Here is a 24,813-nt window from a genome sequence, read left to right on the forward strand (position 1 = left end):
GCCGGATCGCACCATGGTTCCCCAGCCCTTGGACCAAGGAGCGAAGTGTCATGGCACAGCAGGCCTGCCCCTTCCTGATGATCGACCCGTCAGGCCAGGACCTCTACAGCGAGATAGCCCGGATCCGCGACCAGGGCCCGGCCGTCGAAGTGGAACTCCCCGGCGGCGTCCGGGCGTGGTGGATCAACGGCCTGGAGCTGAACAAGCGGCTCCTGGCCGGCCCCGAGACGAGCAAGGACGCCTTTCGGCACTGGCCGGCCTGGATCAACGGGGACATCTCCCGCACCTGGCCGCTCGCGATCTGGGTTTCGGTGCGCAACATGGTCACCGCCTACGGCACCGACCACAGTCGGCTGCGCAAACCGATGGCCGCCGCCTTCACCAAGCGGCGCGTCGAGGCGCTGCTCCCGCGCGTCCAGGAGATCGTCGACCGGGCGCTGGACGACCTGGAGCGGATCCCGGAGGGCGAAGTCGTCGACCTGCGGGCGGCGTTCGCGGCCGCGGTGCCGCACGAGGTGGTGTGCGAACTCTTCGGCGTACCGGCCGGTGAGAACGGTCCGCGCGGTGCCCTCCACCGCATCATCGGCCGCTTCTTCGACACGGCGATCTCCCTGGAGGAAGCCCAGGCCAACGGGGTCGAGCTGTACGGCACGCTCACCGCGTTCCTCCAGGACAAGCGCGAGCACCCGGCCGACGACCTGACGACGGCCCTCATCGCCGCCCGCGACGAAGGCAGCCTCAGCGAACAGGAGTTGATGGACAACCTGATCCTGCTGCTCACCGCGGGCTTCGAGACCACCGTCAACCTCATCGACAACACCGTGCACAGCCTGCTCGCCCACCCCGACCAGCTCGAACTGGTCCGCTCCGGGCGGGCGACCTGGGAGGACGCCCTCGAGGAGTCGCTGCGCCTCGAAGCGCCGGGCGCCATGTCGGGCCTGCGCTACGCCGTCGAGGACATCGAGATCGAGCCGGGTCTGACGATCCCGAAGGGCGATCCGCTGGTGGTCTCCTTCGCCGGTGCCGGACGCGACCCCGAGCGGCACGGCCCCGACGCCGAGCGGTTCGACCTCACCCGTGCCACCAGCCGCGACCATGTGTCCTTCGGCCACGGCGTGCACCACTGCCTGGGCCGGCCGCTGGCCATGGCCGAGGCGACGGCGGCCCTGACGTCCCTGTTCGACCGTTTCCCGCGCCTGGCCCTGGCCGACCCGTCCCGCCCGCCGAAGCGGCTGCGCTCCATCATCTCGACGGGGCACGAGGAACTGCCCGTCCTGCTGCACGGCCCCCGGCTCGAGGAGTGAGGAGCCGGCCGGTCAGGAAGCCGTCCGGTCTCCGAGGAACGAGCGGTACCAGGGTGCCGCCCGCGTGAAGGACGCCGCGAAGCCCTCGCCGGGCGAGCAGTCGAGATCCTTCCAGAAGGCGTCGTCCACGAACCAGTGGTCGACCGTGAGCATGCCGAGGTGATGGAGGGCGAGCGGTGTCCCGGCGGCCCGGTCCAGGGCCGTGGCGACGTCCACCGAGGCACCGCCGCCGGGCAGGTCCAACTGCGCGGTCACGGCTCCGAGCAGGTCCGCGACCGCGACCGGCTCGGGGTGGTTGACGTGGTGCACACCGCCGCCGTGCGCCGGGGACAGGGCCGCGGCCACCACTACACGGCCCAGGGTGCCGACGTCGATCATCGACTGGAGCGCCGCGCAGCCGGTCAGGGTCGCCGACAACTCGCCCAGCAGCCACACCAGTCCGGGGACGACCCAGCGGTCGCCCTCGCCGTAGACGAGGTGCGGCCGCAGCACCAGGCCACCCGCGTCGAGGACGTGCCGTTCGGCGGCGGCCCGGGTACGGCTGGTGGTCGACGCGGGTGCGATCGGCACCTCCCCGGGGCGTACGCCGCGGAAAGGGCCCCGGCCGTACACGGCGGCCGTGCTCACGTACACGATCCGGCCCACCCCGGAGCGCACGGCCTCCTCGACCAGGGCCCGAGTGCCCAGGTCGTTGACGGCCTCGACGGTCTCGGCGTCGCCGCTGACCCGGGTGGCGCAGTGCACCAGGACGTCGGTGCCCGCGCAGACGCCGCGCAGGGAGGCCGGATCGGCGAGGTCGCCGGGGACGGATTCGGGGCCGGGCGGGGCCCGCCGGGACAACCGCCTTACGCGCACACCGGGTTGTCGGCCCGCGGCGGCGGCCACCTGGCTGCCGACGAAGCCGCTCGCGCCCGTGATCAGAAGGTCGGCCGTCACGACAGCGACCGTACCCGGGCGGGCCGTGCGGAGGTCAGCGTGGCGGTGAAGACGGACTCGCCGTCCTGCCGCCCCGAGACCCGTACGGTCACCTCCTCCGGGTCCGTGCCGAGCACCTCGGTCTCCAGCCGGCAGGGGCTGTGCAGTTCGGCGTACCGGGCGAAGGTGGCCGTCATCGAGCGGGGCAGGAAGGGGTGCAGGCCGGTCGCGGCGGTCGCGGCCTGGCGGGCCGCCTCGAACAGGGCCATGCCCGGCACATGGTCGTTGGGGCGGGGGAAGAGGACCGGGTGGCGGGTGTCCACGCGCAGCAGCCAGACACCGGGGCGGTCGCCGGGGGCGAGGACGACGTCCTCGGCGCGGGAGCGGCCGGCGAGCTCGGGCGCGATGCCCTCCAGCAGCGGCACCGGAGTGTCCAGGGCCGCCAGCTGCCGCTCGCGCAGACGGCGGTAGGCGAGCGGCGAGGTGCAGCCGGTGCTGCCGGTGCCGCGGGCGACGAAGCGTCCCGCGCGGCGGAACTCCATCGTGGTCCGCATGCTGCTCAGACCGCGACCGCGGCGGCGTACCTCGGAGCACACGACGTCGATCTCGACCGGTTCGGCGGCGTCCGACAGCGGGAGCGCGGACGGGTCGGCCCGGACCGTCAGGTCCCACATCACGAAGTGGGTGTCGGCCGGGGCCCCGTACTCGGCGTGGGCGAGCACCATCGAGGCCTGCCGCAACGTTTCGCCTACGACCATCGGGTCCTGGTGGCGGTCGTCCACGGGGCCGAAGAAGGGGTGGGCGGCCGGCCAGCGCGCGGTGAAGCGGAAGCGGGCGTCGGAGATCCGGCGCCACCGGGTGGGGAAGACGTCGGCGGCGGTGGTGCGGTGGGCGAGGTCGGCGGTGACGGCGGTGTGGGGCGCGCGCCCGGCTTGTGGCGCGTTCTCGACGGCCGCAACGGTTCTGTTTGCCGGACGGGCCTCGCGTCCGGTCTGATCGTCCGTGGGCGCGCTTAAAGGCCCTGTCTGCGGCATGAGAACCCCCAGGATCGGCTGCCTGGCTGCGGTCTGTCTGACTTGGACGTTTGTCTAAGATACGGACGAGCCGGTTTTTTTCAAAGGGTGAGCCAAGCCGCCGGGACAGGCCCTCGAGCCCCCGCTGCACAGTGACTTCACAGGGATCGACGGAGATCAGGAGGCACCCGATGGCGCGACAGGAGCGCGCGATCCGCACCCGGCGGACCATCCTGGAGGCGGCGGCGGCCGTCTTCGACGAACGCGGCTACACCTCGGCGACCATCGGAGAGATCCTGGACCGGGCGGGCGTCACCAAGGGCGCGCTGTACTTCCATTTCGGCTCCAAGGAGGAGCTCGCGATCGGGGTGTTCGAGGAACAGCTCGCGATCACCCTCCCGCCGCAGTCCAGCAAACTCCAGGAACTCGTCGACTCCGGTCTGGTGCTGGCCCGCCGGCTGCGGTCCGAGCCGCTGGTGCGGGCCAGTGTGGGGCTCGCCCTCGACCAGGGGGCCATGGACCTCGACCGCACCCAGGCCTTCGGGATGTGGTTCGACCAGAACGTGCAGCGGCTGGCCGAGGCCAAGGCGCAGGGCGAACTGCTGCAGCACGTCGACGTGGCGGAGACGGCCGAGCTGCTGGTCGGCAGCTTCTCGGGCGTGCAGCTGCTCTCCCAGCTGCGCTGCCAGCGGCGGGATCTGGAACGCCGTGTCGTCGTGCTGTTCGAGCACTTCCTGCCGAGCATCTGCGTGCCCGCGGTGCTGGCCAGGCTCGACGTCTCGGTGGGGCGGGCGGAGCGGGTGCTCGCCGAAGCGGCGGAGGTGGCGAAAGGACAGGCGCTCCCCGCTCCCGCGTGAGCTGTCCACAGCCGGGGAGTTGTCCACAGGGTCTGACGCGTTTCAGCCGCCCGGATGTACGGTCGGCACGAGTTGATGTTCGTGCGCGTACGGGGGAGGCGGTTGGGATGACCAGGGCTGGTGTAGGGGCCGAGGACATGGCGGCGGACGGGACGGACCGCCGGCTGCCCCGGGTGCGCGGCTTCGCCGACTGGCCGGCCGAGGGCTCGCCCAAGGACGAGGGCAAGGCCCTGCGCAAGCGGATCCCGCGCGGCGCGCACTCCCTGCTCGACCTGGACGCGTCCCGGCCCGACGCGGTGAGCGCGGTCGAGGAGTCCGGCCGCGGCCGGCTCCCCGAACTCACCCCGATCCGGGTCGGCCGCATGGCCGCCACCCCGTTCGCGTTCCTGCGCGGCACGGCGGGCCTCATGGCCTACGACCTGGCGCGCACCCCCATGACCCGGATCCGGGCCCAGATCTGCGGTGACGCCCACGCGGCCAATTTCGGCCTGTACGCCGACGCGCGCGGCGGCCTCGTCATCGATCTGAACGACTTCGACGAAACGGTGCACGGCCCCTGGGAGTGGGACCTCAAGCGCCTCGCGGCCTCCCTGGTGCTGGCGGGCCGGGAGGCCGGCGCGGACGAGGACCGGTGCCGCAAGGCGGCGTACGACGCGGTGGGCGCCTACCGCCGCACCATGCGGCTGCTGGCCAAGCTCCCGGTGCTGGACGCGTGGAACGCGATCGCGGACGAAGAGCTCGTCTCCCACACGGACGCCCATGACCTGCTGGGCACGCTGGAGCGGGTCTCCGAGAAGGCCCGGCACAACACGAGCGGCAGGTTCGCGGCCAAGTCGACTCAGGCCACGGGCAGCGGAGGGCGCCGGTTCGTCGACGCCCCGCCGGTGCTGCGGCGCGTCCCGGACGCGGAGGCCGCGGCGGTCGCCTCGTCCCTGGAGGAGTACGTCGGGACCCTGCCGGAGGACCGTCTGCCGCTCCTCGCCCGGCACGCGGTGCACGACGTGGCGTTCCGCGTCGTCGGCACCGGCAGCGTCGGCACCCGTTCCTACGTCGTGCTGCTCCTGGACCACCGGGGCGAGCCGCTGGTGCTCCAGGTCAAGGAGGTGCGTTCCTCGGCGCTGGTGCCGCATCTGGTGACGGCCGGTTTCGAGGCGCCGGAGCCGGTGCACGAGGGCCGGCGGGTCGTGCTGGGCCAGAAGCGGATGCAGGTCGTCAGCGACATCCTGCTGGGCTGGACGACGGTCGACGGGTTCCCCTTCCAGGTCCGCCAGTTCCGCAACCGCAAGGGCAGCGTCGATCCGGCCGCGCTGGCCGCCGACCAGATAGACGACTACGGCAGGATGACCGGCGCGCTCCTGGCCCGGGCACACGCCCACAGCGCCGATCCTCGCCTCATCGCCGGGTACTGCGGCAAGAGCGAGGAGCTGGACGAGGCGATGGCGGGATTCGCCGTGGCCTACGCGGACCGGACCGAGGCGGATCACGCGGATCTGGTGGCGGGGGTGCGGACGGGGAAGGTCGCCGCGGAGATGGGGGTGTGACCTCTGTTGTCGCTGTGGCCTTGGGGTGTCTGCGGCGTGTGGCCGTCCCGGGCGCGGTGTGGCCTAGGCTGGTCGGGTGACGACCCCGGAAGCTGAGCAGGGCGGTGGCGGCGCCGATGAGGAACGGGTGACGCCCGAAGGCGACGCGGCCCGGCCCGAGGAGCGGCTCGAGCGGGCCGTGCGGGCCGCCGAGCAGGCGTTGATCGAGTACGAGATCGCGGTGGAGACCTTCCGCGTGGAGGTCGAGAACTTCTCCCGGCTGCACGAACAGAAGCTCGGTCCGCTGTACGCCCGGCTCGAGGACCTGGACGCCCGGATCCTCGAGGCCAGGGCCGCTCGCAGCGGCGACCCCGACGACCTGCGGCGCGCGGAGGAGGCCAGATCGCGGCTGGCGCCGATCCCGGGCGTCGAGGAGCTGCTGAACGGCTGGATGGACGACAGCGGCCTGTTCCCGGAGGCCGTGTCGATGCTCACGGACCAGCCGGTCCGGCCCCCGCAGCGGGTCCGCCCCAGCGAGGAGGCCCGCAAGCTCTACCGGGACCTGGCCCGCAAGGCGCACCCGGACCTGGCCCAGGAGGAGAAGGAGCGCGAGCGGCGCGAGGAGTTCATCACCCGGGTCAACGCCGCCTACGCCCGCGGCGACGCGGCGGAGCTGCGCGAGCTCGCCGAGGAGTGGGCCAAGGGGCCCGAGCTGAAGCGGGGCCCGAGCCGCGCCGAGGAGCTCTACAACCGCCTGGAGTGGCTCGCCCAGCGCAAGGAACTGCTCGCCCTGCTCGCCAAGGAGCTGGAGGAGAGCGCCATCGGCCACATGCTCCAGCTGGCCCCGGACGACCCGGACCGTCTTCTGGACGAGATCGGGCAGCAGCTGCGCACCCAGGTCACCGAGCGGGAGACGGAGCTGGCCACGCTGCTCGGCGAGGGCTGAGCCGCGAGGGCTGAGCCGCGTCCCGGCCGGGGCCCGTGGGGCGGGTCGGGTAGCGTCGGAGGCATGAGTTTTGGAGCTGGTGTGCCCACGGTCGAGGTCGGGGACCTCAAGGACGGCGACTTCCTGCTGGACGTCCGGGAGGACGACGAGTGGAAGGCCGGTCACGCCGAAGGGGCGCTGCACATCCCCATCGGCGAGTTCGTCGCGCGGTACGGCGAGCTGACCGAGGCCGCCCCGCAGGACGGCCGCGTCCATGTGATCTGCCGCTCCGGCGGCCGGTCCGCCCAGGTCACGATGTACCTGGCCCAGCAGGGCGTCGACGCCGTGAACGTCGACGGCGGCATGCAGGTGTGGGAGGCGGCGGGCCGTCCCGTGGTGACGGACGACGGGCAGCAGGGGTTCGTCCTCTGACGCTTCTCGCGGGCGTTCAAGCCAGTGGGTGCGCCGCCAGCAGGTCGCCCAGGGCCTCCTCGTGTGCCGCGGCCGGGCCGAGCGACAGCTCCAGGTGCTTGGCCCAGGCGTGGTAGCGGTGCAGGGGGTAGTCGACGTCGGCGCCGAATCCGCCGTGCAGATGCTGCGCGGTCTGCACGACCCGGCGTACGCCCTCCGCCGCCCAGATCTTGGCGACGGCGACGTCACCGGCGGGGGGCAGCGCGCCGGGTGACCCCGTGGCGATCCGCCACGCGGCCTGCCACAGTGTGGCCTCCATCGCGCGCAGGTCGATGTAGCGGTCGGCGGCCTGCACGGCGACGGCCTGGAAGGTGGCGATCGGGAACCCGAACTGCTCCCTTTTGCTTGTGTACTCCCCGGTCATCCGCAGCACGCGCTCCCCGAGCCCGAGCGCCAGTGCGCACGTCCCGGTGGCCAGCAGGTCCCGCAGCCACTCCCACGCCCCCTCGGCGTCGATCACGTCCCGCGCGGTGAGCCGGGCCGACTCCAGCCGCAGCTCGCCGAGCCGCTCACCGCTGGTGGAGAACTGCTCGGCGAGGACGGCCCCGGGGTGCTCGCGGGGCACCAGGGCCAGGACGGTCCGGCCGGTCGCGGTGTGGGCGGGTACGACCGTGACGTCCGCGTCGTAGGCCCACGGCACGGCCGTCTGCACCCCGTCCAGCACCCAGGCCTCGCCGTCCTGCCGCGCGGTCACGGCGAGCTCGGCCGGGTCGTGGCCGGTGCGGCCGTGCGCGGCGACGGTCAGCACGATCTCGCCCCGGCCGGCCCGGGCGAGCAGGGCGGACTTCGCCTCGTCGCCGGCGAAGGCCTGGACGGCCGCCGCTGCCGCGCTGCTCTCCAGCAGCGGCACCCTGGCCAGCACCTGAGCCGACTCCCGCAGCACCAGGCACAGCGCGATGGCGTCCAGGCCGGCCCCGCCGTAGCGCTCGTCGAGCAGCAGGCTCAGCAGGTCCGCGCCGGCGAGCCCGGCCCACAGGGCGCGGTCGTGGGTCTCGGCGACGGCGCCGGGGGTGAGCGCGGGGCTGGGCACGGCGTCCGGGGCGACCCCGGCGAACACGCCCTTCGCCGCCTCGGCCGCCGCCTGCTGCTCCTCGGTGAAGGTGAAGTCCACGGTGCCTGTCCTTCCGGGCCGATCCCGTTGAGCTGACGGGGCGTCAAGATAGAACAGGTTCTAGAAGAAGGGAATGGGCGTACGGGCGGGCGCCGTAGGGTGTGCTTCCTGCCGTACGGTCGGCTTCCGGCTTCCGCACGGTCGGCTTCCGCACAGTCGGCTTCCGCGGTGTGGCGACGGCCACGACAGGGACCGGCGGCCAGGGGCTGTGCCGGGGTGGGTGGCCTGAGTACCGTGCCGGTGCCGACGCCGCGCGCTGGTGTGCGGGAGGTACGACGGACCGGGATCTGGAACGGGGCGGAATTGGACGCGTACGACGAGGGCTCGAACGCCCGGCACGGGCCGGACGGCCCGCCCGGCCCGTCCGGGCTCGCCGAGCCGGGTCCGCCCGACCCGCCCCGCTCCGGCATCGCCGCGCTCTCCCTTCCGTACCAGATCGGTGTCGCGGTGGCCCTCGCCGTCGTCGCGATCGGGGTCTGTGTGCATATCGCGATGACATTCCTGCACGTCGCGCCCTCGAACACGGTCACCAAGGAGCACGGCAGGGCCGTGGACGACTGGATCTATCCGGAGTTCGAGCAGAACTGGAAGCTCTTCGCCCCGAATCCGCTCCAGCAGGACATCTCGATCCAGGCCCGCGCCGAGGTCCGCGGCGCGGACGGCGACAAGCTGAGCACCGGCTGGTACGACCTGTCCGCCGAGGACGGCCGGGCCATCGACGGCAATCTGCTGCCCAGCCACACCCAGCAGAACGAGCTGCGCCGCGCCTGGGACTTCTTCACCGCGACGCACGACAGCGAGAGCCGCCCGGTGGGCCTGCGCGGCTCGCTCTCCGAGTCGTATCTGCGCCGGATCGTGGTGCTGCGGCTCGACCGCGACGACGCGGCGGACGCCTCGGCCGGGGACGGCGCTGTCATCGAGCGCGTCCAGGTCCGCTCCCGCACCACCAACGTGCCCCCGCCCAAGTGGAGCCGGGAGAAGGTCTCCATGACGCCGGCCTACCGCGAGCTGCCCTGGTGGCCGGTGCCGCGCGACGAGGCCCGGGGAGGCGTGCGGTGAACGGCTTCTCGCTGGCCGTCTCGCGCGGCATCGCCCGGGTCACCGAGGCCGCCCTCGGCCCGTACCAGACGGCCGTGATCCGCATCGGCTTCAGCGCGACCTGGCTGCTGTTCCTGCTGCGCGAGCTGCCCCACCGCCATGAGCTCTACGGTCCCGACGGGCCCTGGAGCTGGGGTCTCGCCGAGCAGCTGATCGGGACCAACAAGGCCTTCACCATCCTGATCTGGTCGGACGGCCGGATCTGGTTCGAGCTCGTCTACGCGCTCGCGATCCTGTCCAGCGCCCTGCTGCTGCTGGGCTGGCGCACCCGCACCATGTCGGTGCTGTTCATGGTCGGCGTGCTGTCGCTGCAGAACCGCAGTGTCTTCATGGGCGACGGCGGCGACAACGTGCTGCACCTGATGTCGATCTATCTGGTCTTCACGCGCTGTGCCCAGGTGTGGTCGCTGGACGCCCGGCGGGCCGCGCGCGCCCGGGACGCCCGTGCGCGGGGCGAGCGGGCAGGGGACCGGACCGGACCGGCCCTGTGGGGCGTGCTCGGGGCGGTGCTGCTCGCGGCGACCCTGGCCGGCCGGATGGACGGCGACGACCTGCTGATACCCGTGCTGCTGTGGACCGTGTGGGCGGCGCAGGCCCTGTGGTGGCTGGTCGGGCGCCGCGCGAAGTCCGGCGAGCCGCGGATCCTGCTCGACGTCGTCGCCAACATCGTGCACAACGGCGCCCTGCTCGTGATCATGGCTGAGGCGTGCCTGATCTACGCGACGGCCGGCTGGTACAAGATCCAGGGTTCCCGCTGGCAGGACGGCACCGCCGTCTACTACCCGCTCCACCTGGAGTATTTCTCGCCCTGGCCCGCCCTCGCCGACCTGCTGTCCTCCAGCGGCACGTTGGTGATGCTTGTGACCTACGGGACGGTCCTCGTGCAGGTCGCCTTCCCGTTCACGCTGTTCAACCGGCGGGTGAAGAACGTCCTGCTGGCGCTCATGATCACCGAGCACGCCGTGATCGCTGTCGTCCTGGGCCTGCCGTTCTTCTCGCTGGCGATGATCGCGGCGGACGCGGTGTTCCTGCCGACGTCCTTCCTGCGCCGCCTGGGAGGCTGGTCGGCACGCGCGCGTGACCGGCTGCCGCGCCGGCGCGGCGGGCGCGTGCCGGTGCCCGAGCAGCACGCCCCCGAGAGTTCCCAGGCCACGCGCGTAGGCTTCGGGGCATGACCGACCCCGTCACCGTCTGGCACCGGCTCGCCGGCGGCACCGTCCTGCTCGACGGCTTCCACGCCCTCAAGCACGCGGTGCGGTTCGGCGCCGAGGTGCCGGTGGCGGTCACCGCCGACCGGGCGGCCGCGCTCGCCCTCGCCGACGAGCTGGCCCCGGACGTACGGGACGCGCTGGGCGCGCTGCTCACGGAGGTGCCGTACGAGACGTACGCGTCGTTCGTGCCGCGCCCGCACCCCACCGCCATGGCCGCGCTCGCCGTACGCCCCTCCCGCGAGTCCAACCTCGCGCGGCTGGCGCGCACGCCCCGCACCACCCCGGTCGTGGTCCTCGACAACCCGCGCAACCTGGGCAACGCGGGGGCGGTGATCCGCCTGGCCGCCGGCTTCGGCGCGACGGGCGTGGTGACGACCGGGACGGTGGACCCCTGGCATCCGACGGTCGTACGCGGCGGGGCCGGGCTGCACTTCGCGACCGCGGTGGAACGGCTGGAGGTCCCCGACCTGCCGCCCGGCCCGCTGTTCGCCCTCGACCCAGAGGGCGACGACATCCGGGGCATCAAGCTCCCGGACGACGCCGTCCTCGCGTTCGGCTCGGAACGCACGGGCCTGTCGAGGGAACTACGGGCGCGTGCGGACCACTTGCTGTCCCTCCCCATGCGTCCGCAGGTCAGCAGCTACAACCTGGCGACGAGCGTGGCGATGACCCTGTACCACTGGAGCTGCGGGAGCTTCTAGGCCTCCCGCCGCACCTCGACCACCCTGAACCGGTTGGCGACGAACGCCCCGTCACACAGAGCCGCACTCGCCGCCGGGTTCCCTCCCGACCCATGGAAGTCGGAGAACGCGGCCGTCTGGTTCACATACACCCCGCCCGTCAGGTTCAGCGACAACTGCGCCGCCTCCTCCAGACAGGCCTCCCGCACGTCCTGCTCGACCTCCGGGTCGGTCGTGTACGCCCCGACGGTCATGGCGCCCTTCTCCCGGACGGTCCGACGCAGCAACTCCACCGCGTCCGAGGCCGAATCGACGGCGACGGCGAAGGACACCGGCCCGAAGCACTCGCTCATGTACGCGGCCTCGTCGTCCGGCTTGGCCCCGTCCAGCTTGACGATCACCGGCGTGCGGACGGCCGCCCCCGGGAAGTCCGGGTTGGTGATCTCGCGGGAGGCCAGGGCGACCTCGCCCAGTCCCGACGCGGCTTCGAGCCGGGCCTTCACGTCCGGGTTGACGATCGCGCCGAGCAGCGCGTTCGCCCGGGCGTCGTCGCCGAGCAGGCCGTCGACCGCCTTGGCGAGGTCGGCGACCACCTCGTCGTAGGACTTGGGGCCCTGGTCCGTGGAGATGCCCTCCCGGGGGACGAGCAGGTTCTGCGGGGTCGTGCACATCTGGCCGCTGTACAGGGACAGCGAGAACGCCAGGTTGGAGAGCATGCCCTTGTAGTCGGCCGTGGAGTGGACGACGACGGTGTTGACGCCGGCCTTCTCCGTGTACACCTGCGCCTGGCGGGCGTTGGCCTCCAGCCAGTCGCCGAACTCGGTCGAGCCCGTGTAGTCGATGATCCGGATCTCGGGACGCGTCGCCAGGGTCTTGGCGATGCCCTCGCCGGGGCGCTCGGCGGCCAGCGCGACCAGGTTCGGGTCGAAGCCCGCCTGGGCGAGCACCTCGCGCGCGACCCGCACGGTCAGCGCGAGCGGCAGCACGGCGCGCGGGTGGGGCTTGACCAGGACCGCGTTGCCCGTGGCGAGGGAGGCGAACAGGCCCGGGTAGCCGTTCCACGTCGGGAAGGTGTTGCAGCCGATCATCAGGGCGATGCCGCGCGGGACCGGCGTGAACTGCTTGTTCATCGCCAGCGGGTCGCGCTTGCCCTGCGGCTTGGTCCACTCCGCGTTGTCGGGCGTGCGCACCTGCTCCACGTACGCGTACGCCACCGCCTCCAGGCCGCGGTCCTGGGCGTGCGGCCCGCCCGCCTGGAACGCCATGATGAACGCCTGGCCGGAGGTGTGCATGACCGCGTGCGCGAACTCGTGGGTCCGGTCGCTGATGCGCTTGAGGATCTCCAGGCAGACCACCGCGCGCTGCTCCGCGCCCGCGTCCCGCCAGGCCCGCTGTCCGGCCTTCATGGCGGGCAGCAGCACGTCGAGGTCCGCGTGCGGGTACGTCACGCCCAGGTCGACGCCGTACGGGGAGGTCTCGCCGCCCACCCAGTCGTCGGTGCCGGGCTGGCCCAGGTCGAGGCGGGAGCCGAGCAGGGCGTCGAAGGCGGCCTTGCCCGCCGCCGCGTCCAGGCTGCCGTGCTCCCCGTAGGCCTTGGGGTGCTCGGGGTGCGGGGACCAGTACGCGCGCGTGCGGATCGCTTCCAGCGCCTGGTCGAGGGTGGACCGGTGCCGGGCGATCAGCTCGTGCGCCGAGAGTGCGGCGGTCATGGGTGACCAACTCCTCGTCTCAAGAACTCTTCGTCGAGTTCATGACCTGGGCAGAAACCTGGGCAGGAACACTCGGACACAGCTAGAGTAACCGAACGATCGGTCGGCTCAAGGGGGTCCGCCGCATCTGTGGAAAACCCCGTGCGGGAGGATCGCGCACATGACAGCACTCGACCTCAGCAGCCCCGTGGCCGTCGTCGGCACCGGCACCATGGGCCAGGGCATCGCCCAGGTCGCGCTGGTCGCGGGCCATCCCGTACGGCTGTACGACACCCTTCCCGGGCGGGCCCGGGAGGCGGCCGACGAGATCGGCGCGCGCCTGGACCGGCTCGTGGAGAAGGAGCGGCTCACCGCCGCCGAGCGGGACGCGGCCCGCGCCCGGCTGCTGCCCGCCGGGACCCTCACCGAGCTCGCGGACTGCTCCCTGGTCGTCGAGGCCGTCCTGGAGCGGCTGGACGTCAAGCAGGACCTGTTCCGCGAGCTGGAGGGCATCGTCGCCGACGACTGCCTGCTCGCCACCAACACCTCGTCCCTGTCCGTCACCGCCATCGGCGGCGCGCTGTGCTCCCCCGGCCGCTTCGTCGGCCTGCACTTCTTCAACCCGGCGCCGCTGCTGCCGCTGGTCGAGGTCGTCTCCGGGTTCGCCACCGACGTCTCGTCGGCCACGCGCGCGTACGAGACGGCCCGCGCCTGGGGCAAGACGCCGGTCGCCTGCGCGGACACCCCCGGCTTCATCGTCAACCGCATCGCCCGGCCCTTCTACGCCGAGGCCTTCGCGGTGTACGAGGCACAGGGCGCCGACCCGGCCACCATCGACGCCGTGCTGCGCGAGTCGGGCGGCTTCAGGATGGGCGCGTTCGAGCTGACCGACCTGATCGGCCAGGACGTCAACGAGTCCGTCACGCGGTCCGTCTGGCAGTCCTTCTTCCAGGACGTGCGCTTCACCCCGTCCCTCGCCCAGCGGCGCCTGGTCGAGTCCGGCCGGCTGGGCCGCAAGACCGGCCAGGGCTGGTACGACCACCAGGAGGGCGCCGAGCGCCCGGAGCCCGACACGGCGGAGAAGCGGCAGCCGCCCGCGTACGTCGTCGCCGAGGGCGACCTGGGACCGGCGTCCGACCTGCTCGCGCTGATCCGCGAGGCGGGCATCCCGGTCCGCGACGAGGACGACGACAACGGCACCCGCATGGTGCTGCCGAGCGGCGGCCAGCTCGCCCTCGCCGACGGGCAGACCTCCGTGGAGTTCCGGGACGTCGTCTACTTCGACCTCGCCCTCGACTACCGCAAGGCCACCCGGATCGCCCTGTCCGCCTCCCAGGACACCTCCCCGGGGACCCTCGCCGAGGCCATCGGCCTCTTCCAGGCGCTGGGCAAGCGGGTCAGCCTCATCGGCGACGTCCCCGGCATGATCGTCGCCCGCACGGTCGCGCGGATCATCGACCTGGCGCACGACGCGGTCGCCAAGGGCGTGGCCACCGAGGAGGACATCGACACCGCGATGCGCCTCGGCGTCAACTACCCCCTGGGCCCCTTCGAGTGGAGCCGGAAACTCGGCCGTTACTGGGCCTACGCGCTCCTGGACGACCTCCACCTGCGCGACCCCTCGGGGCGCTACACGCCGTCCCTCGCCCTGTACCGCCACGCCCACGCCTCCGACAAGCGGGAGGGCACAGCATCATGACCACCGCCAAGCGCGACACGTACACCCCGGACACCCTGCTGTCCGTCGCCGTCCGGGTGTTCAACGAGCGTGGCTACGACGGCACCTCCATGGAGCACCTCTCCAAGGCGGCCGGCATCTCCAAGTCGTCGATATACCACCACGTCACCGGCAAGGAGGAGCTGCTGCGCCGCGCCGTGAGCCGGGCCCTGGACGGACTCTTCGGGATCCTCGACGAGGAGCACGCGCGCGTGGGGCGGTCCGCCGAGCGCCTGGAGTACGTCGTGCGGCGCATGGTCGAGGTGCTCATAGCCGAGCTGCCCTACGTGACCCTGCTGCTGCGGGTGCGCGGCAACACGGACACCGAGCGGTGGGCCCTGGAGCGGCGCCGCGACTTCGACCACCGGGTGGCCGACCTGATCAAGGCGGCGGCCGCGGACGGGGACGTGCGCGGCGACATAGAGGTCCGGCTGGTGACCAGGCTGGTCTTCGGAATGATCAACTCGATCGTGGAGTGGTACCGGCCCGACGGGCGCGGAATGAACGAGCGCGAGGTGGCCGACGCGGTGGTGCGGCTGGCCTTCGGAGGGCTCCGGAAGGACTCCTGAGCCTCTGGGGTCCTTTCACTCACCCCTGCGGCTCGAGGTCCTCCTCCTCGAACACCAGCAGCGTGCGGGTGCTGAGCACCTGCGGAATCGCCTGGAGGCGGGTCAGCACGAGTTCGCGCAGGGACCGGTTGTCGGACACGTGCACCAGCAGCAGCACGTCGAAGTCCCCGCCCACCAGGGCGATGTGGGAGGCGCCTGGCAGCTGTCTGAGCTCCTCGCGCACCGTGCGCCAGGAGTTCTGCACGATCTTCAGCGTGATGTACGCGGACGTCCCCTGACCGGCCCGCTGATGGTCGACGCGGGCGCCGAAACCGCGGATGACACCGTCCTCGACGAGCCGGTTGATGCGGGCGTAGGCGTTGGCGCGCGAGACATGGACCCGTTCGGCGACCGACCGTATCGAGGCGCGGCCGTCCGCCTGGAGCATGCGCAGGATGTCCTGATCTATGGCGTCCAGGGGCCGCGGCGGCGGCAGCGCGGCGCCGGTGTCCTGCCCTTCGGCCATTTGTTCAGATGCCACCTGCGCCGACCTCCCTACCATGGACGTACTGCGTCCATCACAGGCTGTGGAGAACCGTTTGTCCACAGCCTGGGGCCACCCATAGCCAAATTGTGCCGTCGACCGAACAATCGGTAGGTGAGGCGGGTCACAGCCGACACGCCTCCCGTAGCCGCTCCCACGAGGAGGTGCCGTCATGACGGTCATGGAGCAGCGGGGCGCGTACCGGCCGACCCCGCCGCCCGCCTGGCAGCCCCGCATGGATCCCGCGCCGCTGCTGCCCGACGCCGAGCCGTACCGCGTCCTGGGCACCGAGGCCGCCGCGAAGGCCGACCCGGAACTGCTGCGCACGCTGTACGCGCAGCTGGTCCGCGGCCGACGCTACAACGCGCAGGCCACCGCCCTCACCAAGCAGGGGCGCCTCGCCGTCTACCCGTCCACCACCGGCCAGGAGGCCTGCGAGATCGCCGCCGCGCTCGTGCTGGAGGAGCGGGACTGGCTCTTCCCGAGCTACCGCGACACGCTCGCCGTGGTGGCCCGCGGGGTGGACCCCGTCGAGGCGCTCACGCTGCTGCGCGGCGACTGGCACACCGGCTACGACCCGTACGAGCACCGGGTCGCCCCCCTGTGCACCCCCCTCGCCACACAGCTGCCGCACGCCGTGGGCCTCGCGCACGCCGCCCGCCTCAAGGGCGACGACGTGGTCGCGCTGGCCATGGTCGGCGACGGCGGCACGAGCGAGGGCGACTTCCACGAGGCGCTGAACTTCGCCGCCGTCTGGCAGGCCCCGGTCGTCTTCCTGGTGCAGAACAACGGCTTCGCGATCTCCGTCCCGCTCGCCAAGCAGACCGCGGCCCCGTCGCTGGCCCACAAGGCCGTCGGCTACGGCATGCCCGGCCGCCTGGTCGACGGCAACGACGCCGCGGCCGTGCACGAGGTGCTCTCCGACGCCGTACGGCACGCGCGGGCCGGCGGCGGTCCCACCCTCGTCGAGGCGATCACCTACCGCGTCGACGCCCACACCAACGCCGACGACGCGACCCGCTACCGCGGTGACGCCGAGGTCGAGACCTGGCGCGAGCACGACCCGATCCGGCTGCTGGAGCGGGAGCTGACCGAGCGCGGCCTGCTCGACGAAGCCGGCAAGCAGGCCGCACGGGACGCCGCCGAGGCGATGGCCGCCGACCTGCGCGCGCACATGAACCAGGACCCGGCACTCGACCCGATGGACCTGTTCGCCCACGTCTACGCCGAGCCCACCTCGCAGCTGCGCGAGCAGCGGGACCAGGTGCGGGCCGAGCTGGCGGCCGAGGCCGAGACCGAGCCGGGCGGGGGGACGCACCGATGACCACCGTCGCCGTCAAGCCGGCCACCATGGCGCAGGCCCTCACGCGCGCGCTGCGCGATGCCATGGCCGCCGACCCCGCCGTGCACGTCATGGGCGAGGACGTCGGCACCCTCGGCGGCGTCTTCCGCGTCACCGACGGACTCGCGAAGGAGTTCGGCGAGGACCGCTGCACGGACACCCCGCTCGCCGAGGCGGGCATCCTCGGCACCGCCGTCGGCATGGCGATGTACGGCCTCAGGCCGGTCGTGGAGATGCAGTTCGACGCGTTCGCCTACCCGGCGTTCGAACAGCTCATCTCGCACGTGGCCCGGATGCGCAACCGCACACGCGGCAAGATGCCCCTGCCGATCACCATCCGCGTCCCCTACGGCGGCGGCATCGGCGGGGTGGAGCACCACAGCGACTCCTCCGAGGCGTACTACATGGCGACTCCGGGGCTCCATGTCGTCACGCCCGCCACCGTCGCGGACGCCTACGGCCTGCTGCGCGCCGCCATCGCCTCCGACGACCCGGTCGTCGTCCTGGAGCCGAAGCGGCTGTACTGGTCGAAGGACTCCTGGAACCCCGAGGAGCCGGCGCCCGTTGAGCCGATAGGCCGCGCGGTGGTGCGGCGCTCGGGCCGGAGCGCCACGCTCATCACGTACGGGCCGTCCGTACCCGTCTGCATGGAGGCGGCCGAGGCGGCCCGGGCCGAGGGCTGGGACCTCGAAGTCGTCGATCTGCGCTCCCTGGTGCCGTTCGACGACGAGACGGTGTGCGCCTCGGTGCGGCGGACGGGACGCGCGGTCGTCGTCCACGAATCGGGTTCCTTCGGGGGCCCGGGCGGGGAGATCGCGGCCCGGGTCACGGAGCGCTGCTTCCACCACCTGGAGGCGCCGGTGCTGCGCGTCGCCGGGTTCGACGTTCCGTATCCGCCGCCCATGCTGGAGCGCCACCACCTGCCCGGTGTGGACCGGATCCTGGACTCCGTGGGGCGTCTGCAGTGGGAGGCCGAGAGCTGATGGCACAGGTGCTTGAGTTCAAGCTGCCCGACCTGGGTGAGGGGCTCACCGAGGCGGAGATCGTGCGCTGGCTGGTCGAGATCGGCGACGTGGTCGCCATCGACCAGCCGGTCGTCGAGGTCGAGACGGCCAAGGCGATGGTCGAGGTGCCGTGCCCCTACGGCGGTGTGGTCACGGCCCGCTTCGGCGAGGAGGGCACGGAACTGCCCGTCGGGGCGCCGCTGATCACGGTGGCGGTGGGGGAACGGGCGCCGTCGGGCGCTGCGGAGGAGGCCGGGTCCGAGAACTCGGGGAACGTCCTGGTCGGTTACGGCACCTCCGAGGCACCCGCGCGGCGACGCAGGGTGCGACAGGAGCGGAGGGACGCCCCCGCCGCGGCGGTGAACGGGCAGGCGGGTGTCCCCGAGGCCGAGGACGGTCCCGTCCCCGTGATCTCACCCCTGGTCCGCAGGCTGGCCCGGCAGAACGGCCTCGACCTGCGGGAGCTGACCGGCTCCGGGCCCGACGGCCTGATCCTGCGGGCGGACGTGGAGTACGCCCTGCGTGCCGCGCCCCGCCCCGCCGAGACGGCGGCCCCCGCCCCCCGGCCCACCACGACAGCCGCCCCGGGCGAGATCCGTACGCCCCTTAAGGGCATGCGCGGCGCCGTCGCCGACAAGCTGTCCCGCAGCCGCGCCGAGATCCCCGACGCGACCTGCTGGGTCGACGCCGACGCCACCGAGCTCATGCGGGCACGGACGGCCATGAACACGGCCGGCGGGCCGAAGATCTCCCTCCTGGCCCTGCTGGCCCGGATCTGCACCGCCGCCCTCGCCCGCTTCCCCGAGCTCAACTCCACCGTGGACGCGCAGGCCAGGGAGGTCGTCCAGTTCGACCATGTGCATCTGGGCTTCGCGGCGCAGACCGACCGGGGGCTCGTCGTCCCGGTGGTCAGGGACGCGCACGCGCGGGACGCCGAGTCGCTGACCGCGGAGTTCGCCCGGCTGACCGAGGCGGGCCGGACGGGGAAGCTGACGCCCGGCGAACTCACCGGCGGGACCTTCACGTTGAACAACTACGGAGTCTTCGGCGTCGACGGCTCCACACCGATCATCAACCACCCCGAGGCCGCCATGCTCGGCGTCGGCCGCATCGTCCCCAAGCCCTGGGTGCACGAGGGCGAGCTGGCCGTGCGGCAGGTCGTCCAGCTCTCGCTCACCTTCGACCACCGGGTGTGCGACGGCGGCACGGCGGGCGGCTTCCTGCGCTACGTGGCGGACTGTGTGGAACAGCCGGCGGTGCTGCTGCGGACACTGTGATTCCGCTCCGGCGCGCGGGCGTTCCCGGTGATCGCGTCGGTTCCCCCGCGTTCCATGTGATCGCGGGGGCACGCATACTCGGGGGGTGACCGCGAACGAGCCTCCCGGTGAACCCGGCGCCGGCCCCCGCCCCCCGCGGGGGACGGGCCCCGCCGCCTACGACGCCGTCGTGCTCGCCGGCGGCGCCGCCCGGCGCCTCGGGGGCGCGGACAAACCCGGTGTGCGCGTCGGCGGGCGGGCCCTGCTCGACCGGGTGCTCGCCGCGTGCGGTGGCGCCCGCACCACCGTCGTCGTGGCCGCGCCCCGGCCGACGGCACGGCCCGTGAGCTGGGCTCGCGAGGACCCGCCCGGCGGCGGACCGCTCGCCGCGCTCGACGCCGGGCTTCGGCACACCACGGCGGAGCACGTCGTGGTGCTCTCCGCCGACCTGCCGTTCCTCCAGGAGCGGACCGTCGGCCGGCTGCTGGACACACTGCGGGAGAGCGCCGCCGACGGCGTGCTGCTGACCGACCCCGACGGCCGCGACCAGCCGCTCGTCGCCGCGTACCGCACGCCGCGGCTGCGCGAGGCGCTCGCTCTCCTCGCCGAACGGCACGGCAGTCCGCAGGGTCTTCCCCTGCGGCGTCTCACCGCCGAGCTGAACCTCACCCGCATCTCCGATCCCGTCGCGTCTTTCGACTGCGACACCTGGGACGACATCGCCTCCGCCAGGGCACGCATCAGGGAGCATGGGCACGTGTTGGATGAATGGATTTCCGCGGTCAAGGACGAGCTGGGGATCGACCTCGACGTCGACCGGAAAGAGCTGCTCGACCTCGCCCGCGACGCCGCCCACGGTGTGGCCAGGCCCGCCGCGCCACTGACCACCTTCCTCGTCGGCTATGCGGCCGCGCGGGCCGGCGGAGGCCCCGAGGCGGTCACCGAGGCCGCCCGCAAGGCCGTGGCCCTCGCCGCCCGCTGGGCGGAGGAGAACCCCCCGAAAGCCTCCGGGGACCGGCCCGACGCCGCCCCCGACGCGACGCCCGACACCCGCCCGGACGCCGGATGACCCCGCGCTCCACCCGCACCGGTGAGGACGCCGAAGACCTCGACGTCGAGGAGGTGCTCGCCCTCGTGAACAACAGCAACGGCACCCCCCTGCCCGACCCGGCCGCACGGGATGAGAGGGACAGCACCGGCACACCCCGGAAGCCGGAGACCCGGCACCGGGCCACCCCCTGGCCTCAGGCCCGGGACATCGCCGAGCGCGCCGCCCGGAGCGCCGGCCGGGCCGCCCGCCGCGAGCCCGTCTCCGTGCCGCTCGACGCCGCCCTCGGGCTCACCCTGGCCACGTCCCTCGACGCCCTCACCGACCTCCCCTCCTTCGACACCTCCGCGATGGACGGCTGGGCGGTCTGCGGGCCCGCCCCCTGGGACGTACGGGACGAGGGCGTCCTGGCGGGGCACGCCGCGCAGGCAGCCCTGACCGACGGCGAGGCCGTCCGGATCGCCACAGGCGCCCGTATCCCGGCGGACACCACGGCCGTCCTGCGCAGCGAGCACGGCCACACCGACGACAAGGGTCGTCTGCACGCGACCAGGGGCGTCGCACCCGGCCAGGACATCCGGCCCCGGGGCCAGGAGTGCCGCACCGGCGACCAGCTCCTGCCCGTCGGCACCCTCGTCACTCCGGCCGTCCTCGGGCTCGCCGCGGCGGCCGGATACGACACGGTGACCGCCGTCCCCCGGGCCCGCGCCGAAGTCCTCGTCCTCGGCGACGAGTTGCTCACCGAAGGGCTGCCGCACGACGGACTGATCCGGGACGCGCTCGGCCCGATGCTGCCGCCCTGGCTGCGCGCGCTCGGCGCCGAGGTCACCGTCGTACGACGGGTCCGCGACGACGCCTACGCCCTGCGCAAGGCGGTGACCGCGTCCGACGCCGATGTCATCGTCACCACCGGTGGCACCGCCGCGGGCCCCGTCGACCACGTCCACCCCACCCTGCGCCGTATCGGGGCCGAACTCCTCGTGGACGGCGTCAAGGTGCGCCCGGGCCACCCCATGCTGCTGGCCCGCATCACGGAGACCCAGCATCTCGTCGGGCTGCCGGGCAACCCGCTCGCCGCCGTCTCCGGCCTGCTGACGCTCGCCGAGCCGCTGCTGCGGACCCTCGCGGCCCGCCCGGCCCCCGAGCCGTACACGCTGCCGCTCAGGGACGCTGTGCACGGGCACCCGCACGACACCCGGCTGGTGCCCGTCGTCCTGCGCGGCGACCAGGCCGTGCCGCTGCACTACAACGGCCCGGCCATGCTGCGCGGTATCGCGGCGGCCGACGCCCTGGCCGTCGTGCCCCCGGGCGGCGCCCGTTCCGGGCAGGAGACGGAACTGCTCGACCTGCCCTGGGCGTCCGCAGGGATCGGGGTGTGTTTCACGTGAAACTTCCGGGCCAGGACGCGATCGCCCGCCAGGCGGACGAGCATCTGGTGACCCATCGGGTGAAACTCCCGAAGAAAGTGGTGGAGCACCCGGTCCGCCAGGTCCTCAAGCGGCTCTCCATGGCGCTGGTGGTCCTCGTCGTGACCGCGTTTATCGTCTACGCCGACCGGGACGGCTACAACGACAACGCGGGCGGTGGCATCGACCTGCTCGACTCCTTCTACTACGCGACCGTCACCCTCTCCACCACGGGCTACGGCGACATCACCCCCGCGAGCGATGCCGCCCGGCTCACGAACATCCTCGTCATCACGCCCCTGCGCGTGCTGTTCCTGATCATCCTGGTCGGTACCACTCTCGAAGCCCTCACGGAACGCACCCGGGACGAGTGGCGCCTGACCCGCTGGAGGTCCACGTTGCGCGATCACACCGTCGTCATCGGCTTCGGCACGAAGGGCAGGTCGGCCATCCGGACGGTCTGCGCGACGGGCCTGAAGAAGGAACAGGTCGTCGTGGTCGACCCCAGTTCCAAGGTCGTCGAGGCCGCGACCGCGGAGGGCTACGCGGGCATCGTCGGGGACGCGACCCGCAGCGAGGTGCTGAAGCGGGCCGAGGTGCACAAGGCCCGCCAGATCATCATCGCGACCCAGCGCGACGACACCGCGGTCCTGGTGGCGCTGACGGCCCGGCAGCTCAACCGCGGGGCGAAGATCGTGGCCACGGTGCGGGAGGAGGAGAACGCGCCGCTGCTCAAGCAGTCCGGCGCCGACGCGGTCATCACCAGCGCCAGCGCCGCCGGCCGGCTGCTGGGCCTCTCCGTGCTCAGCCCCTCCGCCGGAATGGTGATGGAGGACCTCATCCAGCAGGGCAGCGGACTCGACCTCGTCGAACGGCCGGTCGTCAAGTCCGAGGTGGGCAAGAAGCCGCGCGAGATCGCCGATCTGGTGGTCAGTGTCATACGCGGCCACCGGGTGCTCGGATACGACGACCCGGCCATCGGGACACTGGAGCTGACCGACCGGCTCATCACGATCGTGCGGAAGACACCGGCCACACAGGTCGCCCCCGACATCCGTCCGATGCCGCCGATGCCCCGCAACTGATCGAGCGCTACTTCCGGTTGTACAGCCGCATCGTGATCGGGCCGAAGACGAGGACGAACAGACCGGCCCAGCCCAGCGACCAGGCGACCTCGTCGGCCGGCCAGTCGCCGCCCATCAGGCCGCGCACCGCCGACGCCAGATGGGTGATGGGGCTGTTGTTCACGAACGCCTGGAGCCAGCCCGGCATCGTCGACGGGTCGACGAACACGTTGGACAGGAAGGTGAGCGGGAAGATCACCATCATGCTGACGCCCATCACCGACTTCTCGGTACGCAGCATCAGCCCGAACATCGTCCAGATCCACGAGAAGGCGAACGAGAAGAGCACCAGCAGGGCGATCCCGGCGAGCACACCGCCGATCCCGCCGTCCGGCCGGTAGCCCAGGATGATGCCGACGGTGAGCATCACGATCGACGCGATCGTGTACCGCAGGGCGTCGCCGAGCAGATAGCCGACCATGGTCGACGGCCGCCAGATCGGCAGCGTGCGGAACCGGTCGAAGACGCCCTTCTCGATGTCCGTGTTGACCGAGACACCCGTGTACATCGTGATCATCACGACCGACATCACGAGGATGCCCGGCAGCAGGAACTGGATGTACTCCTTCGGCGAGCCGGCCAGCGCCCCGCCGAACAGGTACGTGTACATCAGCACCATCATGATCGGGAACGCCGTGACGTCGAAGAGCTGCTCCGGCACGTGCTTGATCTTGAGGATCGCCCGCCAGCCGAAGGTCATCGAGGCCGACCAGGCGCTGGGCCGTGACGGCCGCTCCTTGGCGATGAGCAGGGCCGCGAGGGACTCGGTGCTGACCGGGGCGAGTTCCTTGGCCTCGGTGGTCGTCGTGGTGCTCATGCCGCCACCTCGTCCTTCGGGTCGTGGGAGGCACCGGAGCCGGCCGGGCGGTCCGGGGCGTGTGTGTCGTGCCCGGTGAGGGCGAGGAACACCTCGTCCAGGCTGGGCTGGCCCAGTGAGAAGTTGTCGACGGTGATCCCGGCGCCGGCCAGCTCGCTCAGCGCGCGGGACGCCTGCTGGGCGGCGGAGTCGTCGCTCGCCGCCGTACCGAGGCGGGCGGTGAGGGCCACCGGGTCGTGTTCCATCTGCACCTGCGCGTCGAGGGTCCGGCGCAGCAGCTCGGCCGCGAAGACCCGCCGATCCGGATCTCTCAGCCGTAGATGGACCGATCCGGCGCCGACGGACGACTTCAGCTCGCCCTTGGTGCCCTCGGCGATCACCCGGCCGCGGTCGATCACGGCGATCCGGGACGCCAGCTGGTCGGCCTCGTCCAGATACTGCGTGGTCAGCAGCACGGTGGTGCCCTGGGCGACCACGGCCCGCACGATGTCCCACACCTGGTTGCGGCTGCGCGGATCGAGGCCGGTGGTCGGCTCGTCGAGGAACAGCAGGTCGGGGGTGCTGAGGATGGACGCGGCGATGTCGATCCGGCGCCGCATACCGCCCGAGTAGTGCTTGACCTGCTTCGCGGCGGCCTCCGTGAGCCCGAAGGCCTCCAGGAGCTGGGCGGCGCGGTCCCGGGCGGCCTTCTTGTGGTGGCCGAGCAGCCGGCCCAGCAGGACCAGGTTCTCGGTGCCGGTGAGGTCCTCGTCCACCGACGCGTACTGGCCGGTGAGGCTCACCCGGGCGCGCACCTCGTCCGCCTCACGGACGATGTCGTGGCCGAAGACATGCGCTTCGCCGCCGTCCGGCCGCAGGAGTGTGGCGAGCATCTTCACGGTGGTGGTCTTGCCGGCGCCGTTCGGGCCGAGGACGCCGTAGACCGTGCCCGCGGGCACGGACAGGTCGACTCCGTCGACGGCCCTGGTCTCGCCGAACGTCTTCACCAGGCCCGCGGTCTCGATCGCCAGGCCGGACGTCTGCGTGCTCATGCTTCGGGTCCTTCCGAGTACGTGGGCTACGCATGGGGAGACCTTTACCGTCGCGCAAACTCATCGGTCCCGCATATGGGTTTTCGCCGGAACCGGACCAATGACGTAGGGGGAGCCGCCCCGGGAAGGAGGAGGGGGGCGGAGCGGACTCCGTCCGAAGACCGAGGACTACCGAGGAGTACC

General features: G+C 72.4%; 23 protein-coding genes. 16 read left to right on the top strand and 7 right to left on the bottom strand.

The features are described from left to right. Nucleotides 1–50: 50 nt before the first annotated feature. Nucleotides 51–1,304, top strand: a complete 1,254-nt coding sequence (locus tag AC07DF_RS13000) for a cytochrome P450 family protein (RefSeq protein ID WP_478969970.1) — start codon at nt 51–53, stop codon at nt 1,302–1,304. 12 nt (nt 1,305–1,316) lie between these two features. On the opposite strand, the gene AC07DF_RS13005 is transcribed toward AC07DF_RS13000, so the two are convergent. Together AC07DF_RS13005 and AC07DF_RS13010 are read right to left on the bottom strand one after the other, a co-directional pair. After that, a complete protein-coding gene (locus tag AC07DF_RS13005; protein WP_478969972.1) occupies nt 1,317–2,240 on the bottom strand; it encodes an NAD-dependent epimerase/dehydratase family protein in 924 nt (307 codons plus the stop codon). Continuing rightward, the gene (locus AC07DF_RS13010) at nt 2,237–3,253 is read right to left on the bottom strand and encodes a ScbA/BarX family gamma-butyrolactone biosynthesis protein (protein ID WP_478969974.1); all 1,017 of its coding nucleotides are present in this window, start codon (nt 3,251–3,253) and stop codon (nt 2,237–2,239) included. The genes AC07DF_RS13005 and AC07DF_RS13010 overlap by 4 nt, the downstream gene beginning before the upstream one ends. 170 nt (nt 3,254–3,423) lie before the next feature. Here AC07DF_RS13010 and AC07DF_RS13015 point away from each other — a divergent pair, with 170 nt between their 5' ends. From AC07DF_RS13015 to AC07DF_RS13030, 4 genes are all read left to right on the top strand, one after another. After that, nucleotides 3,424–4,089: a ScbR family autoregulator-binding transcription factor gene (locus tag AC07DF_RS13015; protein WP_478969977.1), complete on the top strand. Its 666-nt coding sequence runs from the start codon at nt 3,424–3,426 to the stop codon at nt 4,087–4,089. Nucleotides 4,090–4,196: 107 nt separating this feature from the next. After that, on the top strand, nt 4,197–5,630 hold the full coding sequence (locus tag AC07DF_RS13020) for a DUF2252 domain-containing protein (protein WP_478969979.1): 1,434 nt from the start codon (nt 4,197–4,199) through the stop codon (nt 5,628–5,630). A gap of 76 nt (nt 5,631–5,706) precedes the next feature. Next, nucleotides 5,707–6,555, top strand: coding sequence for a hypothetical protein (locus tag AC07DF_RS13025; protein ID WP_478969981.1), 849 nt, complete (start codon nt 5,707–5,709; stop codon nt 6,553–6,555). Between the two features lie 81 nt (nt 6,556–6,636). Then, complete coding sequence (locus AC07DF_RS13030) at nt 6,637–6,966, top strand: rhodanese-like domain-containing protein (protein WP_478970962.1); 330 nt, start codon at nt 6,637–6,639, stop codon at nt 6,964–6,966. Between the two features lie 16 nt (nt 6,967–6,982). Here AC07DF_RS13030 and AC07DF_RS13035 read toward each other — a convergent pair whose 3' ends face one another. Further along, on the bottom strand, nt 6,983–8,116 hold the full coding sequence (locus AC07DF_RS13035; protein ID WP_478969983.1) for an acyl-CoA dehydrogenase family protein: 1,134 nt from the start codon (nt 8,114–8,116) through the stop codon (nt 6,983–6,985). 303 nt (nt 8,117–8,419) lie between these two features. Here AC07DF_RS13035 and AC07DF_RS13040 point away from each other — a divergent pair, with 303 nt between their 5' ends. Genes AC07DF_RS13040 through AC07DF_RS13050 form a run of 3 tightly spaced genes read left to right on the top strand, consistent with a single transcriptional unit; the run spans nt 8,420 to nt 11,126 of the window. Further along, a complete protein-coding gene (locus AC07DF_RS13040; protein ID WP_478970964.1) occupies nt 8,420–9,175 on the top strand; it encodes a DUF5819 family protein in 756 nt (251 codons plus the stop codon). Further along, nucleotides 9,172–10,389: an HTTM domain-containing protein gene (locus tag AC07DF_RS13045; protein ID WP_478969985.1), complete on the top strand. Its 1,218-nt coding sequence runs from the start codon at nt 9,172–9,174 to the stop codon at nt 10,387–10,389. Before AC07DF_RS13040 ends, AC07DF_RS13045 begins: the two co-directional genes overlap by 4 nt. After that, nucleotides 10,386–11,126 carry a TrmH family RNA methyltransferase gene (locus tag AC07DF_RS13050; protein WP_478969987.1) on the top strand — a complete coding sequence of 247 codons (741 nt, stop codon included), beginning with the start codon at nt 10,386–10,388 and terminating at the stop codon, nt 11,124–11,126. Before AC07DF_RS13045 ends, AC07DF_RS13050 begins: the two co-directional genes overlap by 4 nt. On the opposite strand, the gene paaN is transcribed toward AC07DF_RS13050, so the two are convergent. Then, nucleotides 11,123–12,814 (bottom strand): phenylacetic acid degradation protein PaaN, encoded by a 1,692-nt coding sequence (gene paaN, locus AC07DF_RS13055; RefSeq protein ID WP_478969989.1) that lies wholly within the window; start codon nt 12,812–12,814, stop codon nt 11,123–11,125. The two genes, AC07DF_RS13050 and paaN, sit on opposite strands and share 4 nt — an antisense overlap. A 160-nt stretch (nt 12,815–12,974) precedes the next feature. Between paaN and AC07DF_RS13060 the strand changes: the two genes are divergently transcribed. Together AC07DF_RS13060 and AC07DF_RS13065 are read left to right on the top strand one after the other, a co-directional pair. Beyond that, the gene (locus AC07DF_RS13060; protein ID WP_478969991.1) at nt 12,975–14,492 is read left to right on the top strand and encodes a 3-hydroxyacyl-CoA dehydrogenase; all 1,518 of its coding nucleotides are present in this window, start codon (nt 12,975–12,977) and stop codon (nt 14,490–14,492) included. Beyond that, nucleotides 14,489–15,079: a TetR/AcrR family transcriptional regulator gene (locus AC07DF_RS13065; RefSeq protein ID WP_478969993.1), complete on the top strand. Its 591-nt coding sequence runs from the start codon at nt 14,489–14,491 to the stop codon at nt 15,077–15,079. The genes AC07DF_RS13060 and AC07DF_RS13065 overlap by 4 nt, the downstream gene beginning before the upstream one ends. Before the next feature lie 19 nt (nt 15,080–15,098). On the opposite strand, the gene AC07DF_RS13070 is transcribed toward AC07DF_RS13065, so the two are convergent. After that, nucleotides 15,099–15,584 (bottom strand): Lrp/AsnC family transcriptional regulator, encoded by a 486-nt coding sequence (locus AC07DF_RS13070; RefSeq protein WP_478970965.1) that lies wholly within the window; start codon nt 15,582–15,584, stop codon nt 15,099–15,101. 190 nt (nt 15,585–15,774) lie between these two features. Here AC07DF_RS13070 and pdhA point away from each other — a divergent pair, with 190 nt between their 5' ends. From pdhA to AC07DF_RS13100, 6 genes are all read left to right on the top strand, one after another. Beyond that, complete coding sequence (gene pdhA, locus AC07DF_RS13075) at nt 15,775–16,926, top strand: pyruvate dehydrogenase (acetyl-transferring) E1 component subunit alpha (protein ID WP_478969995.1); 1,152 nt, start codon at nt 15,775–15,777, stop codon at nt 16,924–16,926. Continuing rightward, nucleotides 16,923–17,927, top strand: coding sequence for an alpha-ketoacid dehydrogenase subunit beta (locus AC07DF_RS13080; RefSeq protein ID WP_478969997.1), 1,005 nt, complete (start codon nt 16,923–16,925; stop codon nt 17,925–17,927). The genes pdhA and AC07DF_RS13080 overlap by 4 nt, the downstream gene beginning before the upstream one ends. Beyond that, nucleotides 17,927–19,225, top strand: coding sequence for a dihydrolipoamide acetyltransferase family protein (locus AC07DF_RS13085; protein WP_478969999.1), 1,299 nt, complete (start codon nt 17,927–17,929; stop codon nt 19,223–19,225). Before AC07DF_RS13080 ends, AC07DF_RS13085 begins: the two co-directional genes overlap by 1 nt. Before the next feature lie 85 nt (nt 19,226–19,310). Further along, complete coding sequence (locus AC07DF_RS13090; protein ID WP_478970001.1) at nt 19,311–20,273, top strand: NTP transferase domain-containing protein; 963 nt, start codon at nt 19,311–19,313, stop codon at nt 20,271–20,273. Beyond that, nucleotides 20,270–21,640 carry a molybdopterin molybdotransferase MoeA gene (locus AC07DF_RS13095; protein ID WP_478970003.1) on the top strand — a complete coding sequence of 457 codons (1,371 nt, stop codon included), beginning with the start codon at nt 20,270–20,272 and terminating at the stop codon, nt 21,638–21,640. Before AC07DF_RS13090 ends, AC07DF_RS13095 begins: the two co-directional genes overlap by 4 nt. Continuing rightward, nucleotides 21,637–22,743, top strand: a complete 1,107-nt coding sequence (locus AC07DF_RS13100) for a potassium channel family protein (protein ID WP_478970005.1) — start codon at nt 21,637–21,639, stop codon at nt 22,741–22,743. Before AC07DF_RS13095 ends, AC07DF_RS13100 begins: the two co-directional genes overlap by 4 nt. A 7-nt stretch (nt 22,744–22,750) precedes the next feature. Here AC07DF_RS13100 and AC07DF_RS13105 read toward each other — a convergent pair whose 3' ends face one another. Both AC07DF_RS13105 and AC07DF_RS13110 read right to left on the bottom strand, forming a co-directional pair. Then, the gene (locus AC07DF_RS13105) at nt 22,751–23,599 is read right to left on the bottom strand and encodes an ABC transporter permease (protein ID WP_478970007.1); all 849 of its coding nucleotides are present in this window, start codon (nt 23,597–23,599) and stop codon (nt 22,751–22,753) included. Then, nucleotides 23,596–24,630, bottom strand: coding sequence for an ATP-binding cassette domain-containing protein (locus AC07DF_RS13110; protein ID WP_478970009.1), 1,035 nt, complete (start codon nt 24,628–24,630; stop codon nt 23,596–23,598). The genes AC07DF_RS13105 and AC07DF_RS13110 overlap by 4 nt, the downstream gene beginning before the upstream one ends. Nucleotides 24,631–24,813: the final 183 nt, after the last annotated feature.

The organism is Streptomyces sp. NPDC044719, assembly GCF_056433405.1.